General features: G+C 61.9%; 12 protein-coding genes and 1 pseudogene. 6 read left to right on the top strand and 7 right to left on the bottom strand.

Features of this window, described 5'->3' with window-relative positions; translation table 11 throughout:
- Positions 1 to 20: 20 nt before the first annotated feature.
- Complete coding sequence (uvrA, locus tag B0D71_RS30300) at positions 21 to 2,855, bottom strand: excinuclease ABC subunit UvrA (protein WP_103397982.1); 2,835 nt, start codon at positions 2,853 to 2,855, stop codon at positions 21 to 23.
- Positions 2,856 to 3,046: 191 nt separating this feature from the next.
- Between uvrA and B0D71_RS30295 the strand changes: the two genes are divergently transcribed.
- Together B0D71_RS30295 and B0D71_RS30290 are read left to right on the top strand one after the other, a co-directional pair.
- A complete protein-coding gene (locus B0D71_RS30295) occupies positions 3,047 to 4,444 on the top strand; it encodes an MFS transporter (protein ID WP_103397981.1) in 1,398 nt (465 codons plus the stop codon).
- Between the two features lie 9 nt (positions 4,445 to 4,453).
- Positions 4,454 to 4,972: a single-stranded DNA-binding protein gene (locus tag B0D71_RS30290; protein ID WP_007984430.1), complete on the top strand. Its 519-nt coding sequence runs from the start codon at positions 4,454 to 4,456 to the stop codon at positions 4,970 to 4,972.
- 109 nt (positions 4,973 to 5,081) lie between these two features.
- Here B0D71_RS30290 and B0D71_RS30285 read toward each other — a convergent pair whose 3' ends face one another.
- Complete coding sequence (locus B0D71_RS30285) at positions 5,082 to 5,630, bottom strand: cysteine hydrolase family protein (RefSeq protein ID WP_103397980.1); 549 nt, start codon at positions 5,628 to 5,630, stop codon at positions 5,082 to 5,084.
- Between the two features lie 101 nt (positions 5,631 to 5,731).
- Here B0D71_RS30285 and B0D71_RS30280 point away from each other — a divergent pair, with 101 nt between their 5' ends.
- From B0D71_RS30280 to B0D71_RS30270, 3 genes are all read left to right on the top strand, one after another.
- Positions 5,732 to 6,724, top strand: coding sequence for a GlxA family transcriptional regulator (locus B0D71_RS30280; RefSeq protein ID WP_103397979.1), 993 nt, complete (start codon positions 5,732 to 5,734; stop codon positions 6,722 to 6,724).
- Positions 6,725 to 6,964: 240 nt separating this feature from the next.
- Positions 6,965 to 8,074 carry a DUF3182 family protein gene (locus B0D71_RS30275; protein ID WP_103397978.1) on the top strand — a complete coding sequence of 370 codons (1,110 nt, stop codon included), beginning with the start codon at positions 6,965 to 6,967 and terminating at the stop codon, positions 8,072 to 8,074.
- Positions 8,064 to 8,822 (top strand): alpha/beta hydrolase family protein, encoded by a 759-nt coding sequence (locus B0D71_RS30270; protein WP_103397977.1) that lies wholly within the window; start codon positions 8,064 to 8,066, stop codon positions 8,820 to 8,822. The genes B0D71_RS30275 and B0D71_RS30270 overlap by 11 nt, the downstream gene beginning before the upstream one ends.
- A gap of 94 nt (positions 8,823 to 8,916) precedes the next feature.
- Here B0D71_RS30270 and B0D71_RS30265 read toward each other — a convergent pair whose 3' ends face one another.
- From B0D71_RS30265 to B0D71_RS30250, 4 genes and pseudogenes are all read right to left on the bottom strand, one after another.
- Complete coding sequence (locus B0D71_RS30265; RefSeq protein WP_103397976.1) at positions 8,917 to 9,903, bottom strand: lysylphosphatidylglycerol synthase domain-containing protein; 987 nt, start codon at positions 9,901 to 9,903, stop codon at positions 8,917 to 8,919.
- Entirely contained in the window at positions 9,890 to 11,182 is a 1,293-nt protein-coding gene (clsB, locus tag B0D71_RS30260; RefSeq protein WP_103397975.1) for a cardiolipin synthase ClsB, read from the bottom strand. The genes B0D71_RS30265 and clsB overlap by 14 nt, the downstream gene beginning before the upstream one ends.
- Positions 11,179 to 11,991, bottom strand: coding sequence for an endonuclease/exonuclease/phosphatase family protein (locus B0D71_RS30255; protein WP_103397974.1), 813 nt, complete (start codon positions 11,989 to 11,991; stop codon positions 11,179 to 11,181). The genes clsB and B0D71_RS30255 overlap by 4 nt, the downstream gene beginning before the upstream one ends.
- Before the next feature lie 224 nt (positions 11,992 to 12,215).
- Positions 12,216 to 12,667: pseudogene (locus B0D71_RS30250) on the bottom strand (MFS transporter); the annotation flags it as partial.
- 369 nt (positions 12,668 to 13,036) lie between these two features.
- Here B0D71_RS30250 and B0D71_RS30240 point away from each other — a divergent pair.
- The gene (locus tag B0D71_RS30240; protein WP_103397973.1) at positions 13,037 to 15,160 is read left to right on the top strand and encodes a mechanosensitive ion channel family protein; all 2,124 of its coding nucleotides are present in this window, start codon (positions 13,037 to 13,039) and stop codon (positions 15,158 to 15,160) included.
- A 94-nt stretch (positions 15,161 to 15,254) separates the two neighbouring features.
- Here B0D71_RS30240 and B0D71_RS30235 read toward each other — a convergent pair whose 3' ends face one another.
- Positions 15,255 to 19,580 (bottom strand): DNA glycosylase AlkZ-like family protein, encoded by a 4,326-nt coding sequence (locus B0D71_RS30235; protein WP_103397972.1) that lies wholly within the window; start codon positions 19,578 to 19,580, stop codon positions 15,255 to 15,257.
- Between the last annotated feature and the right edge of the window lie 197 nt (positions 19,581 to 19,777).

Here is a 19,777-nt window from a genome sequence, read left to right as displayed (position 1 = left end):
GGGCTTTTTTATTGGCTCGGTTAGGCCCGATCGCGCTCCAGCAAAGGCTTTAGGTAGTAGCCGGTGTGAGACTGCTTCATCTCGGACACCTCCTCCGGCGTACCGACGGCAATGATCTGCCCGCCCTTGGAGCCACCCTCCGGACCGAGGTCCACCAGCCAGTCAGCGGTCTTGATCACGTCCAGGTTGTGCTCGATCACCACCACGGTGTTGCCGTGGTCGCGCAGGCGATGCAGCACGTCCAGCAGTTGCTGGATATCCGCGAAGTGCAGGCCGGTGGTCGGTTCATCGAGGATGTACAGGGTCTTACCGGTATCGCGCTTGGACAGTTCGCGGGACAGTTTCACCCGCTGGGCTTCACCCCCGGACAGCGTGGTCGCCGATTGCCCCAGCTTGATGTACGACAGGCCTACATCCATGAGGGTTTGCAGCTTGCGCGCCAGGGCCGGCACCGCGTCAAAGAACTCCCTCGCTTCCTCTATGGTCATCTCGAGGGTCTCGTGGATGCTCTTGCCCTTGTACTTGATCTCCAGGGTTTCGCGGTTGTAGCGCTTGCTCTTGCACACGTCGCACGGCACGTAGATGTCCGGCAGGAAGTGCATCTCCACCTTGATCAGGCCGTCGCCTTGGCAGGCTTCGCAGCGGCCGCCCTTGACGTTGAAGGAGAAACGTCCCGGTCCGTAGCCACGGGAGCGGGACTCCGGTACGCCGGCGAACAACTCGCGGATTGGTGTGAACAATCCGGTGTAGGTCGCCGGGTTGGAACGCGGAGTCCGGCCGATCGGGCTCTGGTCGATGTCCACCACCTTGTCCAGGTGCTCCAGGCCTTTGATGCTGTCGTGGGCAGCTGCTTCAAGCGTCGTGGCGCCATTCAGCGCGGTGGCGCTCAACGGGAACAGCGTGTTGTTGATCAGCGTCGACTTGCCTGAGCCGGATACGCCGGTCACACAGGTCAGCAGGCCGATCGGAATCTCCAGGTCGACATTGCGCAGGTTGTTGCCACGCGCGCCCTTGAGGGACAGCGTCAGTTTCTTGTTGCGCGGTGTGCGCTTGGCCGGGACCTCGATTTTCACCCGGCCCGATAGGTATTTGCCCGTCAGCGAGTCTGGATGCGCCATGACCTCGGCCGGTGTGCCTTCGGCGACGATATGACCGCCGTGCACGCCAGCCCCCGGGCCGATGTCCACCACGTAGTCAGCCAGGCGAATGGCATCTTCGTCGTGCTCTACCACGATTACCGTATTGCCGATATCGCGCAGGTGCTTGAGGGTGCCCAACAGCCGGTCGTTATCGCGCTGATGCAGGCCGATGGAGGGTTCGTCGAGGATGTACAGGACCCCCACCAGGCCGGCGCCAATCTGGCTGGCCAGGCGAATACGCTGGGCCTCGCCACCGGACAAGGTGTCCGCGCTGCGGTCCAGCGACAGATAGTCGAGGCCGACGTTGACCAGGAACTGCAGGCGCTCGCGGATTTCCTTGAGGATCTTGTCGGCAATTTCGCCACGCCGGCCGGTGAGCTTGAGCCCGCCAAAGTACTCGGACGCATCGCCGATCGGCAGGTTGGTCACCGCCGGCAGGGTTTTCTCGCCGACCCAAACGTGCCGCGCTTCGCGACGCAGGCGGGTGCCACGGCAGTCCGGGCACGACTGGGTGCTGAGGAACTTGGCCAGCTCTTCGCGCACCGATGCCGATTCGGTTTCGCGGTAACGGCGCTCCAGGTTCGGCACGATGCCTTCGAACGGATGCGAGCGTTTGACGATGTCGCCACGGTCGTTCAGGTATTTGAAGTCGACGTTTTGCGAGCCGCTGCCGTGCAGGATATTTTTCTGCTGATCAGCGGCCAGTTCGTTGAACGGCACTTCCAGGCTGAATTTATAGTGGGCCGCCAACGACCCGAGCATCTGGAAGTAATAGACATTGCGCCGGTCCCAGCCGCGAATTGCCCCTTCGGCCAGGGTCAGTTCGCCGTTGACCAGACGCTTGATGTCGAAGAATTGCTTTACCCCCAGACCATCACAGGTCGGGCAGGCGCCGGCCGGGTTGTTGAAGGAGAACAGCTTGGGCTCCAGCTCGCTGATGGCGTGACCGCAGATCGGGCAGGCGAAGCGTGCGGAGAAGATCATCTCTTCACCGGGCTCGTCGTCCATCGGTGCCACCAGGGCGATGCCGTCCGCCAGTTTCAGCGCGGTCTCGAAGGATTCGGCCAAGCGTTGTTGCAAGTCGGCGCGGACCTTGAAGCGGTCGACCACGACATCAATAGTGTGTTTTTTCTGCTTGTCGAGCTTGGGCGCTTCGTCCAGCTCGTAAAGCTTGCCGTTGATTCGGGCACGGACGAACCCTTGTGCGCGCAGCTCTTCGAAGACAGACAGGTGTTCGCCTTTGCGCTCGCGGATGACCGGGGCCAACAGCATCAGCTTGCTGCCCTCCGGCTCGGCGAGGACCAGGTCGACCATCTGGCTGACGGTCTGTGCTTCCAGCGGGATGTCGTGATCCGGGCAACGAGGAATACCCACGCGTGCATAAAGCAGACGCAGGTAGTCGTAGATTTCGGTAATGGTGCCGACCGTCGAACGGGGGTTGTGCGAGGTGGATTTCTGTTCGATGGAGATTGCCGGCGACAGGCCTTCGATGGTGTCGACGTCGGGCTTTTCCATCATCGACAGGAACTGCCTGGCGTAGGCCGACAGCGATTCGACGTAGCGGCGCTGACCTTCGGCGTACAGGGTGTCGAAAGCCAGGGACGACTTGCCGGAGCCGGACAGGCCGGTGATGACGATCAGCTTGTCCCGTGGCAGGGTCAGGTCGATGTTCTTCAGGTTGTGGGTTCGAGCCCCACGAATCAGGATCTTGTCCAAGGTGGCCTCGCTCGGCGGGCGTCGAAAACGTAGGAGTATACGGCCAAATACTGGATGGATGCACACTATCAAACGAGTGGGTTACTGTCTTACATGAAGAGTGTGTCAGCAATGCGCGTCAAAGCGTCGCGATATACCCCGCCAATCGATGGGACTGGTAGAATCGCCGCCGGTTCACATGAGGTTTTTCCATGCACGATCCCCACAGCGAGCGCATGAGTGGTAGCGAGACCCGCGCAGCAAGCGGTCTGGCCCTGGTGTTCGCCTTCCGTATGCTTGGCATGTTCATGGTGTTGCCGGTACTGGCGACCTATGGGATGGACCTGGCTGGAGCCACGCCGGCCCTGATCGGCCTGGCGATTGGCGCTTATGGCCTGACCCAGGCGGTTTTCCAGATTCCTTTCGGTTTCATTTCCGACCGCATCGGTCGCCGCCCGGTGATTTACCTGGGCCTGATCGTATTTGCCCTCGGCAGTCTGCTGGCAGCCAATGCCGATTCGATCTGGGGCGTGATCGCCGGGCGAATCCTGCAGGGCGCCGGGGCGATTTCTGCGGCGGTCATGGCCTTGCTGTCTGACTTGACCCGCGAGCAGCACCGGACCAAGGCCATGGCCATGATCGGCATGACCATCGGCCTGTCATTTGCGGTCGCCATGGTGGTCGGCCCGCTGCTGACCCGCGCTTTCGGCCTGTCGGGGCTGTTCCTCGCCACCGGCGGCATGGCAATGATCGGCATCGTGATCGTGATGTTCATGGTGCCGCGCTCCACCGGCCCGTTGCAGCATCGCGAATCCGGTGTCGCGCGCCAGGCGCTGATGCCGACGCTCAAGCATCCGGACCTGCTGCGCCTGGACTTGGGCATTTTTGTCTTGCACGCGATGCTGATGTCCAGCTTCGTCGCCTTGCCGCTGGCGCTGGTCGAGAAGGCGGGGCTGCCCAAAGAGCAGCACTGGTGGGTGTACCTGACCGCGCTGTTGATTTCTTTCTTCGCCATGATCCCGTTCATTATCTACGGCGAGAAGAAACGCAAAATGAAACGAGTTTTGCTCGGCGCCGTCGTGACGCTACTGCTCACTGAGCTATTCTTCTGGCAGTTCGGCGACAGCCTGCGGTCTCTGGTGATCGGTACGGTGGTGTTCTTCACCGCTTTCAATCTGCTGGAGGCTTCATTGCCGTCGCTGATCAGCAAGGTTTCACCGGCAGGTGGCAAGGGCACGGCGATGGGGGTTTATTCCACCAGCCAGTTCCTTGGTTCGGCACTGGGGGGAATCCTCGGTGGCTGGCTGTTCCAGCATGGCGGTCTGTCGGTTGTGTTCCTCGGATGCGCCGGTCTCGCTGCCCTCTGGCTGGCCTTTGCTGTTACCATGCGCGAACCTCCCTACGTCACAAGCCTGCGCTTGCCGTTGTCGCCCGAGGCGATCCGCGAAGCGGGTCTGGTCGAGCGCCTGAAGGCGGTCGTAGGGGTAACAGATGCAGTCATCGTCGCGGAAGAGGCGGCGATTTACATCAAACTGGACACCGAACTATTGGATCGCACCACCCTTGAGCGCCTGGTGAACAACCCGGCCGGGGCAGCGTGCGTAGCCTAGGAGAACGTTATGGCCCGTGGGGTTAACAAAGTCATATTGGTCGGCACTTGCGGCCAGGATCCCGAAGTTCGCTACTTGCCTAACGGTAACGCCGTGACCAACCTGAGTCTGGCGACCAGCGAACAATGGACCGACAAGCAAACCGGTCAGAAAGTCGAAAAGACCGAATGGCACCGTGTTTCGATGTTCGGCAAAGTGGCGGAAATCGCTGGCGAATACCTGCGTAAAGGTTCGCAGGTCTACATCGAAGGCAAGCTGCAGACCCGTGAGTGGGAAAAAGACGGTATCAAGCGTTACACCACCGAAATCGTGGTCGACATGCAAGGCACCATGCAACTGCTGGGCGGCCGTCCACAGGGCGACCAACAAGGCCAGGGTGGCGGTAACAACTACCAGCAATCCGCTCCGCGCCAACAGGCTCCGCGTCCACAGCAGTCGGCGCCGCAACAGTCGCGTCCTGCTCCACAGCAGGCGGCTCCTCAGCCGGCTCCGGACTTCGACAGCTTTGATGACGATATTCCGTTCTAAAGCAGCTGCAAGCCTCAAGCCTCAAGCTACAAGCGGCAAGCTGAAACACAAAACCCGCACCTCCCTGGAAGTGCGGGTTTTTTATGGGCGGTGGAATTTAATCGCAGACTCAGGCCGCGAGAAAATCGTTGGCCGACACCACGCTGGCATACGCAAACGCCAAGGCCGCCATGAACGCTGCATGAACCTGGGCCGCCGGTACATTCACGCCATTGAATTCCAGGTCACGGGTGGCGCAGGCGTCGTGGATCACGGTCACCTTGTAGCCAAAGTCAGCCGCCGCGCGGGTGATGCCGTCCACGCACATGTGGCTCATGCTGCCCACGACGACCAGCTCCTTGATGCCTTGCTCGTCGAGGATAGATTTCAGCTCGGTTTCGCGGAACGAGTTGACGAAATGCTTGAGCACCACTGGCTCGTCGGCGCGGTTGATCACTTTGGGGTGCAGCTTGGCGCCTTCGGAGTTCGGGGTGAAAAACGGCGCCTCTTCGGAGGTGAATTCGTGGCGGATGTGCACCACCGAATCCCCTGCGTCGCGGAAGGCCTTGATCAGGCGAACGGCGTTGTCTGCAGCGGCGTCGGCACCGACCAGCGGCCACTTGCCTTGGGGGAAGTAGTCGTTCTGGATATCGACTACGATGAGCGCTTGCTTGGCCATGACTGTTTCCTCGAAGTGTGTATTGGTGTGGAATCAAGTATTGGCGCTGGCAGGCGATCCGGGGATTGGCCGCACCGACAATAAGAGGGGGAAAACTGACAATGGACGCAGAAAGGGCAATCGCCGAACTCGGTGTGCTGATCTATCCCGGCGCGCAGATGGCGGCGGTGCATGGCTTGACGGACTTGTTCGGGGTGGCCAACCGGATCGCCGCCGAACATCAGTCTGCGCAGTTGCCGCTACTGCGCATCAGCCATTGGCAGGTCGAGGGCGATCAACCGCCGGTTCGGGTCTTCGACAGTCATCCCGCCCCGGAGCGCGCTCTGGTGGCCGTGTTGATTCCACCGTCGATTGCCGGATTTACCGAGGGCCAAGCCCCACTGGGATTGATCCGCTGGTTACGCGAGCAACATGCCAGGGGCGCGACACTAGGCGGGGTTTGCGTGGGCTCTATCCTGTTGGCCGAAAGCGGCCTGCTCGACGGTCGCAGCGCCACCACCCACTGGACCTCGGCCAAAACCTTCGCCGAACGTTACCCGGCAATCAGGCTCAAGGCCGATACGCCGATCGTCGATGACGGCGACCTGATCACCACCGCCGGGTTGATGGCCTGGTCCGAGCTGGGGTTGCGACTGGTCAACCGTCTCCTGGGGCCGAGCATTGCCACCAGCACCGCTCGGTTTCTGGTGGTGGAGCACAGCGACAGTGCCAGTGAGTGCGGCAGTAATTTTGCGCCGATTCTCAGCCATGGCGATGTCGCGATCCTCAAGGTTCAGCACTGGCTGCAAAGCACCGGGGCGACTGATGTATCGCTGGCGGCAATGGCCGAAAAGGCAGGCATGGAAGAACGTACCTTCCTGCGACGATTCCGTGCGGCCACCGCGCTCAAACCCACCGAATACTGCCAGCATCTGCGAGTCGGCAAGGCCCGGGAAATGCTCGAATTCACCAACGGCACCATCGACCACATTGCCTGGACCGTGGGTTATCAGGATCCCGGGGCGTTTCGCGCGACATTCAAGAAAATCACCGGGCTGGCGCCGAGTGATTATCGGACGCGGTTTGGGGTGACGCCGGGGGCCGCGACGCGGTAGGCGCAGCACCACAAATCCATCGTGGGAGCGAGCAAGCTCGCTCCCACAGGAGCGGGTGTGCTGGTTGGAGTCGTGCAAAATGCCGGAGTTTCGACGGGGGTCGTGCAGAATAAAACAGGCCCCCCGCCATCACTTTCTGCGCAACGGGCTGATTTAATACGCCTTATGCCGAAACGAGCCTTGGCCTGATCCCTGCACCCCTTCAGCTACATTCATCAAGCGTCGATTGAAGGGGGATGCATGACCCCAACAAATAGCAAGAAACTGGTGGTCGCCCATTCGGTGCTCGCCGACGCACCGCTGCATGAAGTCGAAACCAACCGTGCGCTGGCCCGCTGGCTGGCGCAGATATTGGGGCTCAAGTACGGCGGCAGCTACGACCCGCAGTTGCACGACGGGCGGGATCTCTACCTGTTGCCGACTCAGACTCTTGTGGGCGCTGCGGCTGCCAGGCAACTGGGGATCAAGGGGCCGGAAGATTTGTGGGGTGGTTATGTCGACCACGACTTCATCTGCACCAAGGCCATCAGTCACGGATTGCTCAACCGCCACGCCCATGCGCCGCCAGGCTGGGCGCCATTGTTTGCCGAGCGGGTGCGCAGCGTGGTGCTCGACGGTCTCAGCGTGTTTTCCCTGAAGGACGCGCGCCCGGCGGCGGAGCATCTGTTGTACACCGGGCCGATCCGCCTGAAGCCGATCCATGCCTGCGCCGGACGTGGTCAGGAAGTGGTCAAAAGCCTCGACCAGTTCGATGAAGTGCTTGCCAGGCCGGAGGCCGAGACTACGTTCAGCGAAGGCGTGGTGTTCGAACAGGATCTGGACCAGGTGATCACCCACAGCGTCGGCCAGAGTTTTATTGGTGGCAAGGTGCTCAGTTACTGCGGTGATCAATACCTGACTGAAGACGCGCAGGGCGAGGCTGTATATGGCGGGTCCAACCTGCTGGTCGTACCGGGTGGCTATGACCAATTGCTGGAGCTCGATCTGCCGGAAGATGTGCGCCTGGCAATCCATCAGGCACAGGTGTTCGACACGGCGGCAGATGAAGCCTATCCCGGTTTTTATGCCTCGCGGCGCAACTACGACATCGCCCAGGGCGTTGACAGTGACGGCCAGCCGCGCAGCGGCGTGCTCGAACAGTCCTGGCGTATGGGCGGTGCCAGCAGCGCCGAGGTGGCGGCCTTGCAGAGTTTCGTCAACGATCCGCAGATGCGCGCGATTCGTGTGTCTTCGGTGGAAACCTACAGCGATCAGCCGTTGCCGGCAGACGCTATCGAGGTGTATCGCGGGCCGGCGCAGTCCAGTGACTTTCTTCTCAAGTACGTAACGGTTAAATCCTATGACGGCTAGAAGCGAATCCATACAGATCGACATCGACAACGAACAGATGAGCGGGACTTTTCTGAGCCCAAAATCGAAAGTCCCCGGCGTGCTCTTCGTGCACGGTTGGGGCGGCAGTCAGGAGCGGGACCTGGAGCGCGCCAAAGGCATCGCCGGGTTGGGCTGCGTCTGCCTGACCTTCGACCTGCGCGGGCACACCGGCGGCACCGGCATTCCATTGTCCCGCGTAACCCGCGAAGACAACCTGCGCGACCTGCTGGCCGCCTATGACCGCTTGCTCGCGCACCCAGCGCTCGATACCTCGGCAATTGCCGTTGTAGGCACCAGTTACGGGGGGTATCTGGCCTCGATCCTGACCTCGCTCAGACCCGTGCGCTGGCTGGCGCTACGGGTACCGGCGCTGTATCGCGACGAGCAATGGCACGCGCCGAAACGCGAGCTGGACAAGCTGGATCTGCGTGACTATCGAAGTACTCTGGTGCGTGCCGACAGTAACCGCGCCTTGCACGCCTGTTCGCAATTCACCGGGGATGTCCTGCTGGTGCAGTCCGAGACTGACGACCACGTGCCCCATGCGACGATCATGAGTTACCGCGCGGCGTGTCAGCAGACGCACTCGCTGACCCACCGCATCATCGACGGCGCCGACCATGCCTTGAGCGAGCCGGTTTCCCAACAGGCGTACACCTCGATTCTCGTCGACTGGATTACCGAGATGGTGGTGGGGGAGCGGTTGAGCATTATTCAATCGTCCTGAGATTTGTGGTGATCTTGCGGACGCCTTCGCGGGCAAGCCCGCTCCCACAGGGTCTGTTGGTGGATGCGAAGGCGTCCTCACAATCAACACAAAATCACTTGGGTTTCCTGGAAATCCGCAACGACTTGGCCTTGGCCTCCACCAGCAAATACATCACCAGGGCAATCAACAGCGGCAGAATGAAGTAAATCGCCCGATAGGCCAGCAGTCCCGCCACCAGGCTGCCCCGCGAAGCCTCATGTTGCAGCAGCGCCACGAACACCGCCTCGAGCACGCCGAGCCCGGCCGGGATGTGGGTGATGACCCCGGCGATGGCGCTGATCAACAGCACGCCCAGCACCAGTGGATAGTCCAGCTTGCCCGGCAGCAAGGTGAAAATCACCGCTGCCATCAGCGACCAGTTCAGGGCGCCGAGGGCCAGTTGCAGCACTGCCATGCGCAGCGACGGCAGGTCAATCTCGATGCCACGAATCGCCCACTCCCGACGTTTGGCAAACCGGCACGCCGCCAGGTACCCGGCGCTCAGCAGCAACAACAAAACCCCCACGCCTTGCAGCGCGCTACTGCTGAGCTTCCAGCCCGGTGGCATGCGCACCAACCCGCTGCTGAACACAGCGCCGGCAATCACCATGTAGCCGAACCAGTTGGTCGCCAGGCTCAGGCCGAGGATTTTCGCGATGTTGCTCTTGCTGACCCCGAGCCGCGAATACAACCGGTAACGCATGGCGATGCCGCCGACCCAGGCGCTCAGGTTCAGGTTGAAGGCGTAGCTGATGATCCCCACGGGCAGGATCTGCTTCCATGTCAGGTTCTGGCGGATGTAGGTGCGGCCGATCAAATCGAAGCAGGCGTACACCAGAAAGCTCACCAGGGTCAGCCCCGAGGCAATGATCAGCGTGCGCACTTTGAAATCGGCCAGGTTATCGAACACTTCGTTCCATTCGATGCGCTGGGCGAGTGTCGCGAACAGCACGATCAGCATCAGGAAAAACAGCATCGTCAGTGGTCGTTTCCAGCGGCTCCAATGGGGCTTGCCCGAGCTGTTTGCGTGGGCTGGCGCGTGGGTCTCAGCGCGGTTCATGGTCGGCGCTCCCGGTTGGCGGGTGGAAGGGTTTCAGGCGAGGTTTATGCGCCGGCAACCAACCGGCCCATGCCGGGAAATGCCGCAGGAAATGAAACACCAGAAAACCGATGGTCATGTGCCAGACACGCCCGCGTGGCGTGAGGTCGCAAGACATGATCTTGCAGTGGTTGTCGCTCAGGTCTTCCAGGCGATCGAACAGATGTCGATTGAAGCCGCGGTCGCGGATCAGTACGTTGGCTTCCAGATTCATCGACAGGCTCAACGGGTCGAGGTTGCTGGAGCCGACGGTGCTCCAGTCTTCATCCACCAACGCGACCTTGCCGTGCAGTGGGCGGTCGCAATATTCGTAGATCTTCACCCCGGATTTGAGCAGGTAATCGTAGGTCATGCGCGCAGCGAGCTTGGCCACCAGCATGTCCGGCTGGCCCTGCAGGATCAGCCGTACCTCCACGCCCCGGCGGGACGCATTGCGGATCTCGCGCAGCAGGCGGAAACCGGGAAAGAAGTAAGCGTTGGCGATCACCACTCGGCGCTGTGCCTGGCGCAATACCTGGCGGTAAACCTCTTCGATGTCGGTCGGGTGTTCACCGTTGTCGCGGTACACCAGACGCACCTGGCCATCGTGATCGCTGAAGGCCAGTTCCGAACGCCGCAACCGGCGCCGTTGCCACCAGTATTTGGCCCGCACCGGGCGACCGCATTGCAGCAGGGCGAAGTGATGGATATCGGCCACGGCCGGGCCTTGCACCTCCACGGAATAATCCTGTTTGGCCTCGGGACCGAAGTCGGCCAGATGATCGGCGGAAAAGTTGATCCCGCCGACGAACGCGATACTGCCATCCACCACCACAATCTTGCGGTGCAGGCGCCGGAACCAGTTGGTGCGGATACCCAGGCGTTTCGGCGCCGGGTCGAACATCTGCAGGTGCACGCCGGCCGCAGTCAGGGCGGTGAGAAACCCGGTGCTCAGTTCGCCGCACCCAAAGCCGTCGAGGCTGACGGTAGTGCGCACACCGCGCTGAGCGGCTTCGATCAGGATTTGTTGCAGCTCATTGCCGACCTTGTCCTCAAACAGAATGAAAGTTTCCAGCAGGATTTCACTCTGTGCCCGACGCAGGGCTTCAAACACCCGGGGAAAGTACTCCTCGCCATTTTCCAGCAACTCGACGCGATTGCTGCCTTGCCAGCCGTATTCGACATCGACCGCTGTCGGCTCGCGCGTGGGCGGAGCAGGGATGTGTTCCATCGTGGTTTTTTCCATCGGTCGGGTGCTCATAACTCGATCTCCACCGATAGCGGGGCGTGGTCGGAAAGGTGCGACCAGGGCCGGGAGGTCAGTACTTGCGGATGGCTGGCCTTCATATTGCGTACGTAAATGCGGTCCAGGCGCAATGCCGGCAAGCGCGCGGGAAAACTGCGCGCCGGTTTGCCATGCTGCGCGGCGAAGACTTCACGCAGACCACTGGGTTTGAGCACCGCATCGGCGCGCTGGCGCCAGTCGTTGAAATCCCCGGCGACCATCACCGGGGCATCTCCGGGCAGGGCATCCAGGCGCTGGGTGAGCAACTTCAGTTGCGCGGTGCGATGGCTTTCGCGTAGCCCCAGGTGCACACAAATCGCATGCACCTCCCGACCGTCGCCGGGCAGACGCAACACGCAATGCAAGAGCCCGCGGTTCTCGTGGCCGCTGATGGACACGTCGAGGTTGTCGTGGCGGATGATCTGGAACTTCGACAACAGTGCATTCCCGTGATCACCCGTCGGATACACCGCATTGCGGCCATAGGCGAACTGCGGCCACAGGGTATCGGCGAGAAACTCGTATTGCGGCATCGCCGGCCAATTGGTGTAGCGCTTGGGGTGCTGTTCGTGGGTGCCGTGGACTTCCTGCAAAAACACCACATCGGCAGACACACTGCGCACCGCTTCACGCAGTTCCGGCAGGATGAAACGCCGGTTGAGCGCGGTGAAACCTTTATGGGTGTTGACCGTCAGCACCGTGAAGCGACAAGTGACGGACGGACTCTGTCCCCGTATATCGGTAACGTTTGAGTGTGCGGGAATATCGGTGTGATTCACTGTCATGTCGCCTCCCGCCTGACGGCTTCTGTCTTTGGATGACTCTGGGGCGGCGACGAAAGTTTCGATGGGGCTACGGGCGGTACATTTTCTACAGAACACCACCGAACAAGTGTGGGAGAGCTTGCTCGCGAAAGCGGTTTATCCGTCACATCCATGTTGAATGGTCCGCCGTCATCGCGAGCAAGCTCCCACAGGGATTTTCAGTGACCTGTTACAACGCGGAGGGAGCCCTCAGCCTGGCCGATGAATGTCCCCAGCGGCACGCCGGTATCAGGCCGGTGAACATGATGGCAATCGCGCTGGCGGCTTTTTCCTTCGGCACTAGACTGGTGGCGATGGTCGAACCGATCGAGAAAAACACCCCGTGGGCCAGGCCGGTGACGATTCGTGCGAGGATCAACGACTCGTAGCTCGGTGCTTGCCAGGCCAGCAGGTTGCCGAGGGTGAACAGCACCATCAGCGACAACAACAGCAACTTGCGCGGGACCTTGCCGGTGAGGGCCGTCAGTACCGGGGCGCCGACGGCGACACCAAGGGCATACAGGCTGACCAACAACCCGGCGGATGGCAGGCTGACGCCGAGGTCGGCGCCTATGGTGGGTAACAGGCCAACGATGACGAACTCGGTCGTCCCGATGGCAAAGGCGCTGAGGGTCAGCGCGAGCAAGGCAATGGGCATGGCTGCAACTCCGGTGCAATGATGTGATGGAGTGCAGTGTCGGGATTTGGCTCGTTCAGAAAAATACAGGGATGGACATTTGATATTTGCCTTGGACGCAAAGATCGCGAGCGCGGGGGCATACTTGTGGCGAGGGGGCTTGCCCCCGTTGGGGTGCGAAGCGCCCCTAAAACCTACCGTTCGAGTTCATCTGATACACCGCATGCAATGGGTTTACGACTGCTTGGCAGCCGAGCGGGGCGATGCGGCGATCCGACAACCCCCCTCGCCACAGAGGGTATTGCCATCCGGTTTTGCGGTGGCAATATCCGAACTTGGCCGGCATTTCTCGATCAGTTTCTTACAGACACAGCCAAAGGAGCGGGTGCTTTGATCAGGCTCAAGACGGCGATACTGCTGGGAGCATTACTGTTCGTGGGCAGCGAGCAACTGGAGGCCGCCGCGATACCGGGATTGCCGGCCGCCGCGACCGCCGCGACGCCGCCGGCGCACCCCGAACCGCTGGTGCAAGGCGGATTATTGGGGGCCATCAGCTCAAGCATCGACGAGGTCCAGACCAAACTCGATCTCAACGAAAACCTCGTCGACGTCTGGCGCCTGCGTGCCGACCGCGCGGCCGATGAAGTGGATCAGTTGGTCAATCAGCCATCGGCCCGTTCGCCCTGGAGCGTCGCGGGCGATTTCCTGCTGTTGACCTGCGTATGGGCGGCCGTGTTTGCCTGTCTTTGGCTGCTTGGGCGGATGGCCGCCAGACGCCTGTGCGAGCATCGTCTGCTGCTCAGTCGTGAACGGGGCCAGGCGTTGCTCGGTTACGTACTGCCCTACACCCTTCCGGCGGTGGTCAGTCTGCCGTTGACCATTTATGCCAGCCAGTTTTTGCCGATATCGGCGGGGCGGGCGCTGGCGCTGTGTCTGGCTTATGCCGCTAGCGCAGGGATATTTGCCGCGTCATTGGTGCTGTCGCTGGTGGTGGTGTTCAATGCCGGGCACAAGCGGCGGGCGGTGCAGATCATCCGCGAGAAGAGTCCCCGACCCTTGTTCTTTATCGGCTTTCTGGTGGCCTTGAGCGATGCCCTGACCAGTCCGCAGATCGCCCATCAACTGGGCAGCAATCTCACCAGCAGCATCGCCGTGTTCACCGGATTGGCAGCGTCGATTTCCTTCGGCTTGCTGGTGATCCGCATGCGTCGCCCGGTAGCCCAGGTCATCCGCATCCTGCCGCTGGCCCAGCGCCTCAGCCAACCGGCATTGCGTGAAACCCTGCGGATATTTTCCGGGCTCTGGTATTGGCCGATTCTGTTGATGGTGCTGGTCTCGATCATCAACCTGATCGGCGCCGGGGCAGACAACCAGAGAGTCCTGCGCAGCGCCTTGTTCTCCACGGTGTTGCTGATTGCCACGGTGTTTCTCAGTACCACGCTGCACCATTTGTTCAAGGCCCGCAGCGAAGCGGACCTGCGCCGCAGCAGCGCCTACAAGGAACGCTTTCTCAATCTGTCCCATGCCTTGCTGCGCATCGGCATGGCCATCGTGTTCATCGATATTCTCGGGCGAATCTGGGGCGTGTCGCTGTTCGAGTTCGCAGTGACCAATGCCGTGGGCCGGGCGATCAGTGATTCCCTGAGCCACATCGGTTTGATCCTGCTGGTGACATGGATGGTCTGGGTGTTGCTCGACACGGCGATACAGGAGGCCTTGAAACCACCGACCAACAAGCGCTCGGCGCGCCAACCGAGCACGCGGGTGAAAACCATCCTGCCGCTGCTGCGCAACGCGATCAAAATCATCCTGGTGGTGATTTGCGCGATCACCACCATGGCCAACCTGGGCATCAACGTCGCGCCGTTCCTGGCCGGTGCCGGGGTCATCGGCCTGGCAATCGGTTTCGGTTCCCAGCAACTGGTGCAGGACGTGATTACCGGGCTGTTCATCATCATCGAAGACACCCTGTCCATCGGCGACTGGGTGGTGCTTGATTCCGGGCATGCCGGCACGGTCGAAGGCCTGACCATCCGCACCTTACGCCTGCGCGACGGCAAGGGCTTCGTGCACTCGGTACCGTTCGGCCAGATCAAGGCCGTGACCAACCAATCGCGGCAATTCGCTTATGCGTTTTTCTCGGTGCAGTTCACCTACGACACCGATGTCGACAAGGCCATCGAACTGATCCGCGAGGCCGGACACTCCATCAGCAACGACCCGTTCCTGCGCTACAACCTGCAAGGGCCGCTGGATGTGTTCGGCGTCGACAAGATGGACCTCAACGGTGTGGTGCTGACTGCGCAATTCCGCACGGTGTCTGGTGGCCAATATGCGGTGAGCCGAGCCTTCAACCAGCGTTTGAAAAAGCTTGTGGATAACTGCCCGTGGGTGAATTTTGCGCAGACTTATCCACAACAGGCGCTGGTACCGCGGCATCCGGTCGAAGCACCACCCGAGGTTGAGCCAGAGCATGCGGCGGTGCTGATGCCGGATCGGCCGCGGTCTCAATGACAACCCCCCTGTAGGCGCTGGCTTGCCAGCGAAGGCGCCGGGTCAGGCAACATTGATGTTGAACCTGACGGCCTCATCGCTGGCAAGCCAGCTCCTACAGGTAATTGTGTTGAATCAGTTTTTTATGTATTTCAGCACTCGCCTGTTGATCCAGTTCCCCCCAAAACTGTTGTTTGCCGGCAATCTCGGCAGCCACCGGCAACCCATCGCGATACACCAGCCGATTACTCGCCAGCGCCGGGACTTTCGCGCCAGGCAATAGCGTGCCGGCGAGGTTCAGCGGATCGACCCCGCACACCGCGACCAGGCTGCCGTCATGGGGCCGACGCCGGACCTCGCGCAGCAATGGAATCGCCTCGGGAAGGGCGAATTGTTCCCCCGCCAGACCGCTGACAAAGCGCCCTCCACGAATCTCGCCCCGCGCCTCCAGGCGATGGAAAGTGCGCAGCAGTTCACGCCAGCTCGGCAACCAGTCCGCCTCACGTTCCAGCAAACGCCAGAACACCACGCCGTAGCGGCGCAGCAAGGTCATGGCGATGTGTTCAAGGGTGTCGGCAGGCATCGGTGCGGGGCGCTGGTTTTGCACCACCGTCGTGGCAGGCGCGCGTCGCAACAAAGCCCAGCGCCCGGCGTCATCCATGCCTCCGATATATGCCCCGCGCCCGCGCCGAGGGTTGCGCGGCTGGCGCTTGCTGGCCGGGGTGATCAATGCGCGCAATCCGGCAAAGCTGTCGGCATTCACCAGCCCTGCGCCCACCAGTTCCTGCAGGGCGATTTCCAGCTCCGAACGCAGCAAGTGGGCCTCATGGATCAGCTCATCGAAAAACAGCGCGCCATGCTGGCTGAGGGCGGCGTGGACCTTTTGCGTTTTCGGCGACAGTTCGTTGATCGGCGTCTGTTCGGTCAAGCCGCTCCAGAGGCCGACCCGGTTGCGCGGCAGCAACACAATCGGCGTACTGCGCAGCGCGGTGCTGGCGCTTTTGTTGTGCGCAGTCAGGCGTGTCCACACCAGTCTGCCGCTGCGGCACAACTCATCCAGCCAGGTCGCCGAATAGTCCTTGATCCGCGCCGGCAGGATGTCGCTGTCCCAGGCTGAAGCAGCGGCGGGGTAGCCTTCGAATTGCGCGACGACGGCTGGCAGTACCGCCGCCCCCTGGCCCTGACTTGCGCTCGATACATGCTGCCAATCGAACAGGAATCGCATGAAATCCTGCAATGCCACGGGTTCGATTTCCCGACGCAGGCGCTTGACCGTATAGCGGTGAATCCGTGCCAGCAAATGCCGCTCGCACCATTCTTCCTGACTGGTGCCTGGGGTGAAGCGACCGCGGAGCACGTAGCCTTCGCGCTCCAGTTGCGCCAGTGCTTGATTAACCTGAGCAGCGGGCAAGCCGAGTGGTTCGGCAATGCGGTCGATCGCAAGTGGCCCGAAGGCGCTGAGCCGCGCGCGGATCAGTTCGAAGACGGCTTCGTCGGCTTCCCAGACGTCATCGAAGTCTGGCAGCGCTTGCAGGGCGGGCGTCAATTTGGCCTGTGGATAAATCGCCCGCAGGCAGGTCAGACGCTCCAGCGCCAGCCACAACGATTGCCTGGCGTTGATCTGCAAACGGCTTGCGCGTCCGCTGTCGGCGAGAATCGTGAGCCAGTCGAACCACTGCGCATTGGCGCCGGCCTCGGCATCGGTGATGCACACCAGGCTCATCAAGGCTTCGTGCATTTCATCGACCCCGGTGGGCGCTGGCCAGGCTTCGTCGCGCACAGCGGCAATCGCCTCGGTGTCCAGTGCACCGAGATCGTCGGTGGATTGCGGATCACTCCAGCGCCGATTGAGCACCGCCTGGGTGCGGCGTTCCTCCAGTGGCGCATCGTCGAGAAAGGTATAGGGCCGGGCGCTGAGAATCTCCGCCGCCAGCGGCGAAGGCGCCGGCAAGTCGCGGCTGATCAGGCGAATGTCGCCGCGTTCCATGCGCCGTAACAAGGCCAACCAGCCTTCAGTGTCCATGGCTTCGTGCAGGCAATCGTCGAGGGTTTGCTCCACCAGCGGATGGTCGGGAATCTCCCGTTCACCGGCGAGGTTTTCCACGCAGGCGATCTGATCGGGAAACACGCTGGCAATCAGGTCTTCGCTTTTCATCCGCTGGATCTGCGGCGGGACTTTGCGCCCGCCGCTGTAGCGCGGCAGGGCCAGGGCTACGCCGGCATTCCAGCGCCAGCGCACGCCGAACAGCGGCGCGTCGAGCACGGCCTGGATCAGGATGCGTTCGGCGCTGTTGCTGTGCAGGTAGCGCCAGACATCGTCCAGTTCAAAACTGTGGCTGGTGGACAGCGACAGCACGATGGCGTCTTCGCTGGCGGCCGCCTGTAACTCGAAGTTGAAGGTGCGACAGAAACGCTTGCGCAGGGCCAGGCCCCAGGCGCGGTTGATGCGGCTGCCGAACGGCGTGTGAATGACCAGTTGCGTGCCGCCGGACTCGTCGAAAAAACGCTCCATCAACAACGTGTCTTGCGATGGCAGGGCACCCAGCGTTTGTCGCGCACGGGCCAGGTAGTCCACCAGTTGTTCGGCGCTGGCGAGGTTCAGGCCCAAGGTCTCGGTCAGCCAGTCGAGTGCTGGTTGCAAGTTGCCTGGCGCGGCACCCAGCAGGTCGTCGAGTTGTGCCTGCAAACGCGCCACCGCCGAGGACAGTTCGGCACTGCGCCCCGGCGCTTCCCCGAGCCAGAACGGAATGGTCGGCGGCTGGCCCTGGGCATCCTCGACCCGCACTTTGCCGCTTTCCACGCGCAGGATTCGATAGGACGTGTTACCCAACTGGAAGACATCCCCGGCAATACTTTCCACCGCGAAGTCTTCGTTGATGGTGCCGATGTTCAGCCCTTGCGGCTCCAACAGCACGCTGTAGTCGGCGTTGTCCGGAATGGTCCCGCCACTGGTCACCGCGGTCAGTTTCGCGCCCCGTCGACCGCGCAGGGTGCGACTCACGGCGTCGCGGTGCAGGTAGGCGCTACGGATGCCCTGACGGCCGTTGTAGCCCTCGGCGAGCATGTGCAGCAGCGCCTGGTAGTGTTTGTCGTCGAGTGCGGCGTAGGGTGAGGCGCGGCGCAGCATCTCCAGCAACGCTTGCTCCGGCCATTCCTGGCAACTGACTTCGGCGATGATCTGCTGAGCCAGCACGTCCAGCGGCGCTTGCGGGATCAGCAATGTATCGAGTTCGCCCCGGCGTACGCAGTCGAGCAGTGCGGCGCATTCGATCAGGTCGTCGCGGGTGGTGGCGAACAAACGGCCTTTGGGCGTGCCGCCGACCTGGTGTCCGGAGCGGCCAACCCGTTGCAGAAACCCGGCAATCGAACGCGGCGAGGCGATCTGGCACACCAGGTCGACGTCGCCGATGTCGATCCCCAGTTCCAGCGATGCCGTGGCGATCAGCACTTGCAGGTCGCCGCGCTTGAGCCGCTGCTCGGCTTCCAGGCGAAACTCCTTGGCCAGGCTGCCGTGGTGGGCCGCCACGGCATCCTTGCCCAGACGCTCGCTCAGGTGCCGGCTCAGGCGTTCGGCCAGGCGTCGGGTGTTGACGAAAATCAGCGTGGTCCGGTGTTCCCGGGCGAGGGCGGCGAGGCGGTCGTAGACCAGCTCCCAGACATCGTTGGCCATCACCGCCGACAGCGGCACGGGCGGCACTTCGATATCCAGGTCGCGAGGGCGGGCGTGGCCGATATCGACGATCTCGCAGGGGCGATCGCGGCCCACCAGAAAACGCGAGACTGCTTCGATAGGTTTTTGCGTGGCCGACAGGCCGATGCGCAGCAGTGGTTCCGGGCAGAGTGCTTGCAGGCGTTCAAGGCTCAGTGCCAGATGGCTGCCGCGTTTGCTGGCGGCCATGGCGTGGATCTCGTCGATGATCACCGTTTGTGTCGTGCCGAGCATCTGCCGGCCGGAATCAGATCCGAGCAGCACGTAGAGGGATTCCGGTGTGGTCACCAGAATGTGCGGCGCCGTCTTGCGCATCGCCGAGCGGTCTTTTTGCGGCGTGTCACCGGTGCGCACGGCGGTGCTGATCTGCAGTTCGGGCAGGCCCATCACGCGCAATTGCTCGGTAATGCCGGCCAACGGGTTTTGCAGGTTGATCTGGATGTCGTTGGACAGCGCCTTGAGAGGCGAGACGTAGACCACCAGGGTGGCGTCGGGCAAGCCTTCGGGGCGTTCCAGGCCGCGGTGTACTAGGTCGTCGATGACGGCGAGAAAGGCGGTGAGGGTCTTGCCGGAGCCGGTGGGCGCGGCGACCAGGGTCGAACGGCGCTGGCGAATCAACGGCCACGCCCGGGCCTGGGCGGCGGTGACCGCAGCGAACGTGTGGTTGAACCAGGCGCTGACGGCGGGATGAAAGCCGCTCAGGGCACTGTCTGCGGGGATGGGCAGGTTCATGCAGCTAGTTATGCGGGTGGGTGCGCAAGATGCAAGTACCGCTCGGGGATCTATGTCGATCCGGAGGGCCCCATCGCGAGCAAGCTCGCTCCTACATCTATGGTTACCCCCTTTTCTGCAATACTGTATTTGATGCGTGTTTGGCTTGCTTTCATCTATCCGGCGTCTGAGTGGGGGTGTCGCCCCGCGCCTCGATG

This window comes from Pseudomonas laurylsulfativorans (assembly GCF_002906155.1).
GTDB classification, from domain to species: Bacteria; Pseudomonadota; Gammaproteobacteria; order Pseudomonadales; family Pseudomonadaceae; genus Aquipseudomonas; species Aquipseudomonas laurylsulfativorans.
The sequence above is the reverse complement of the archived record's forward strand: the minus strand, read 5'-3'. Positions and strand labels throughout refer to the sequence as shown.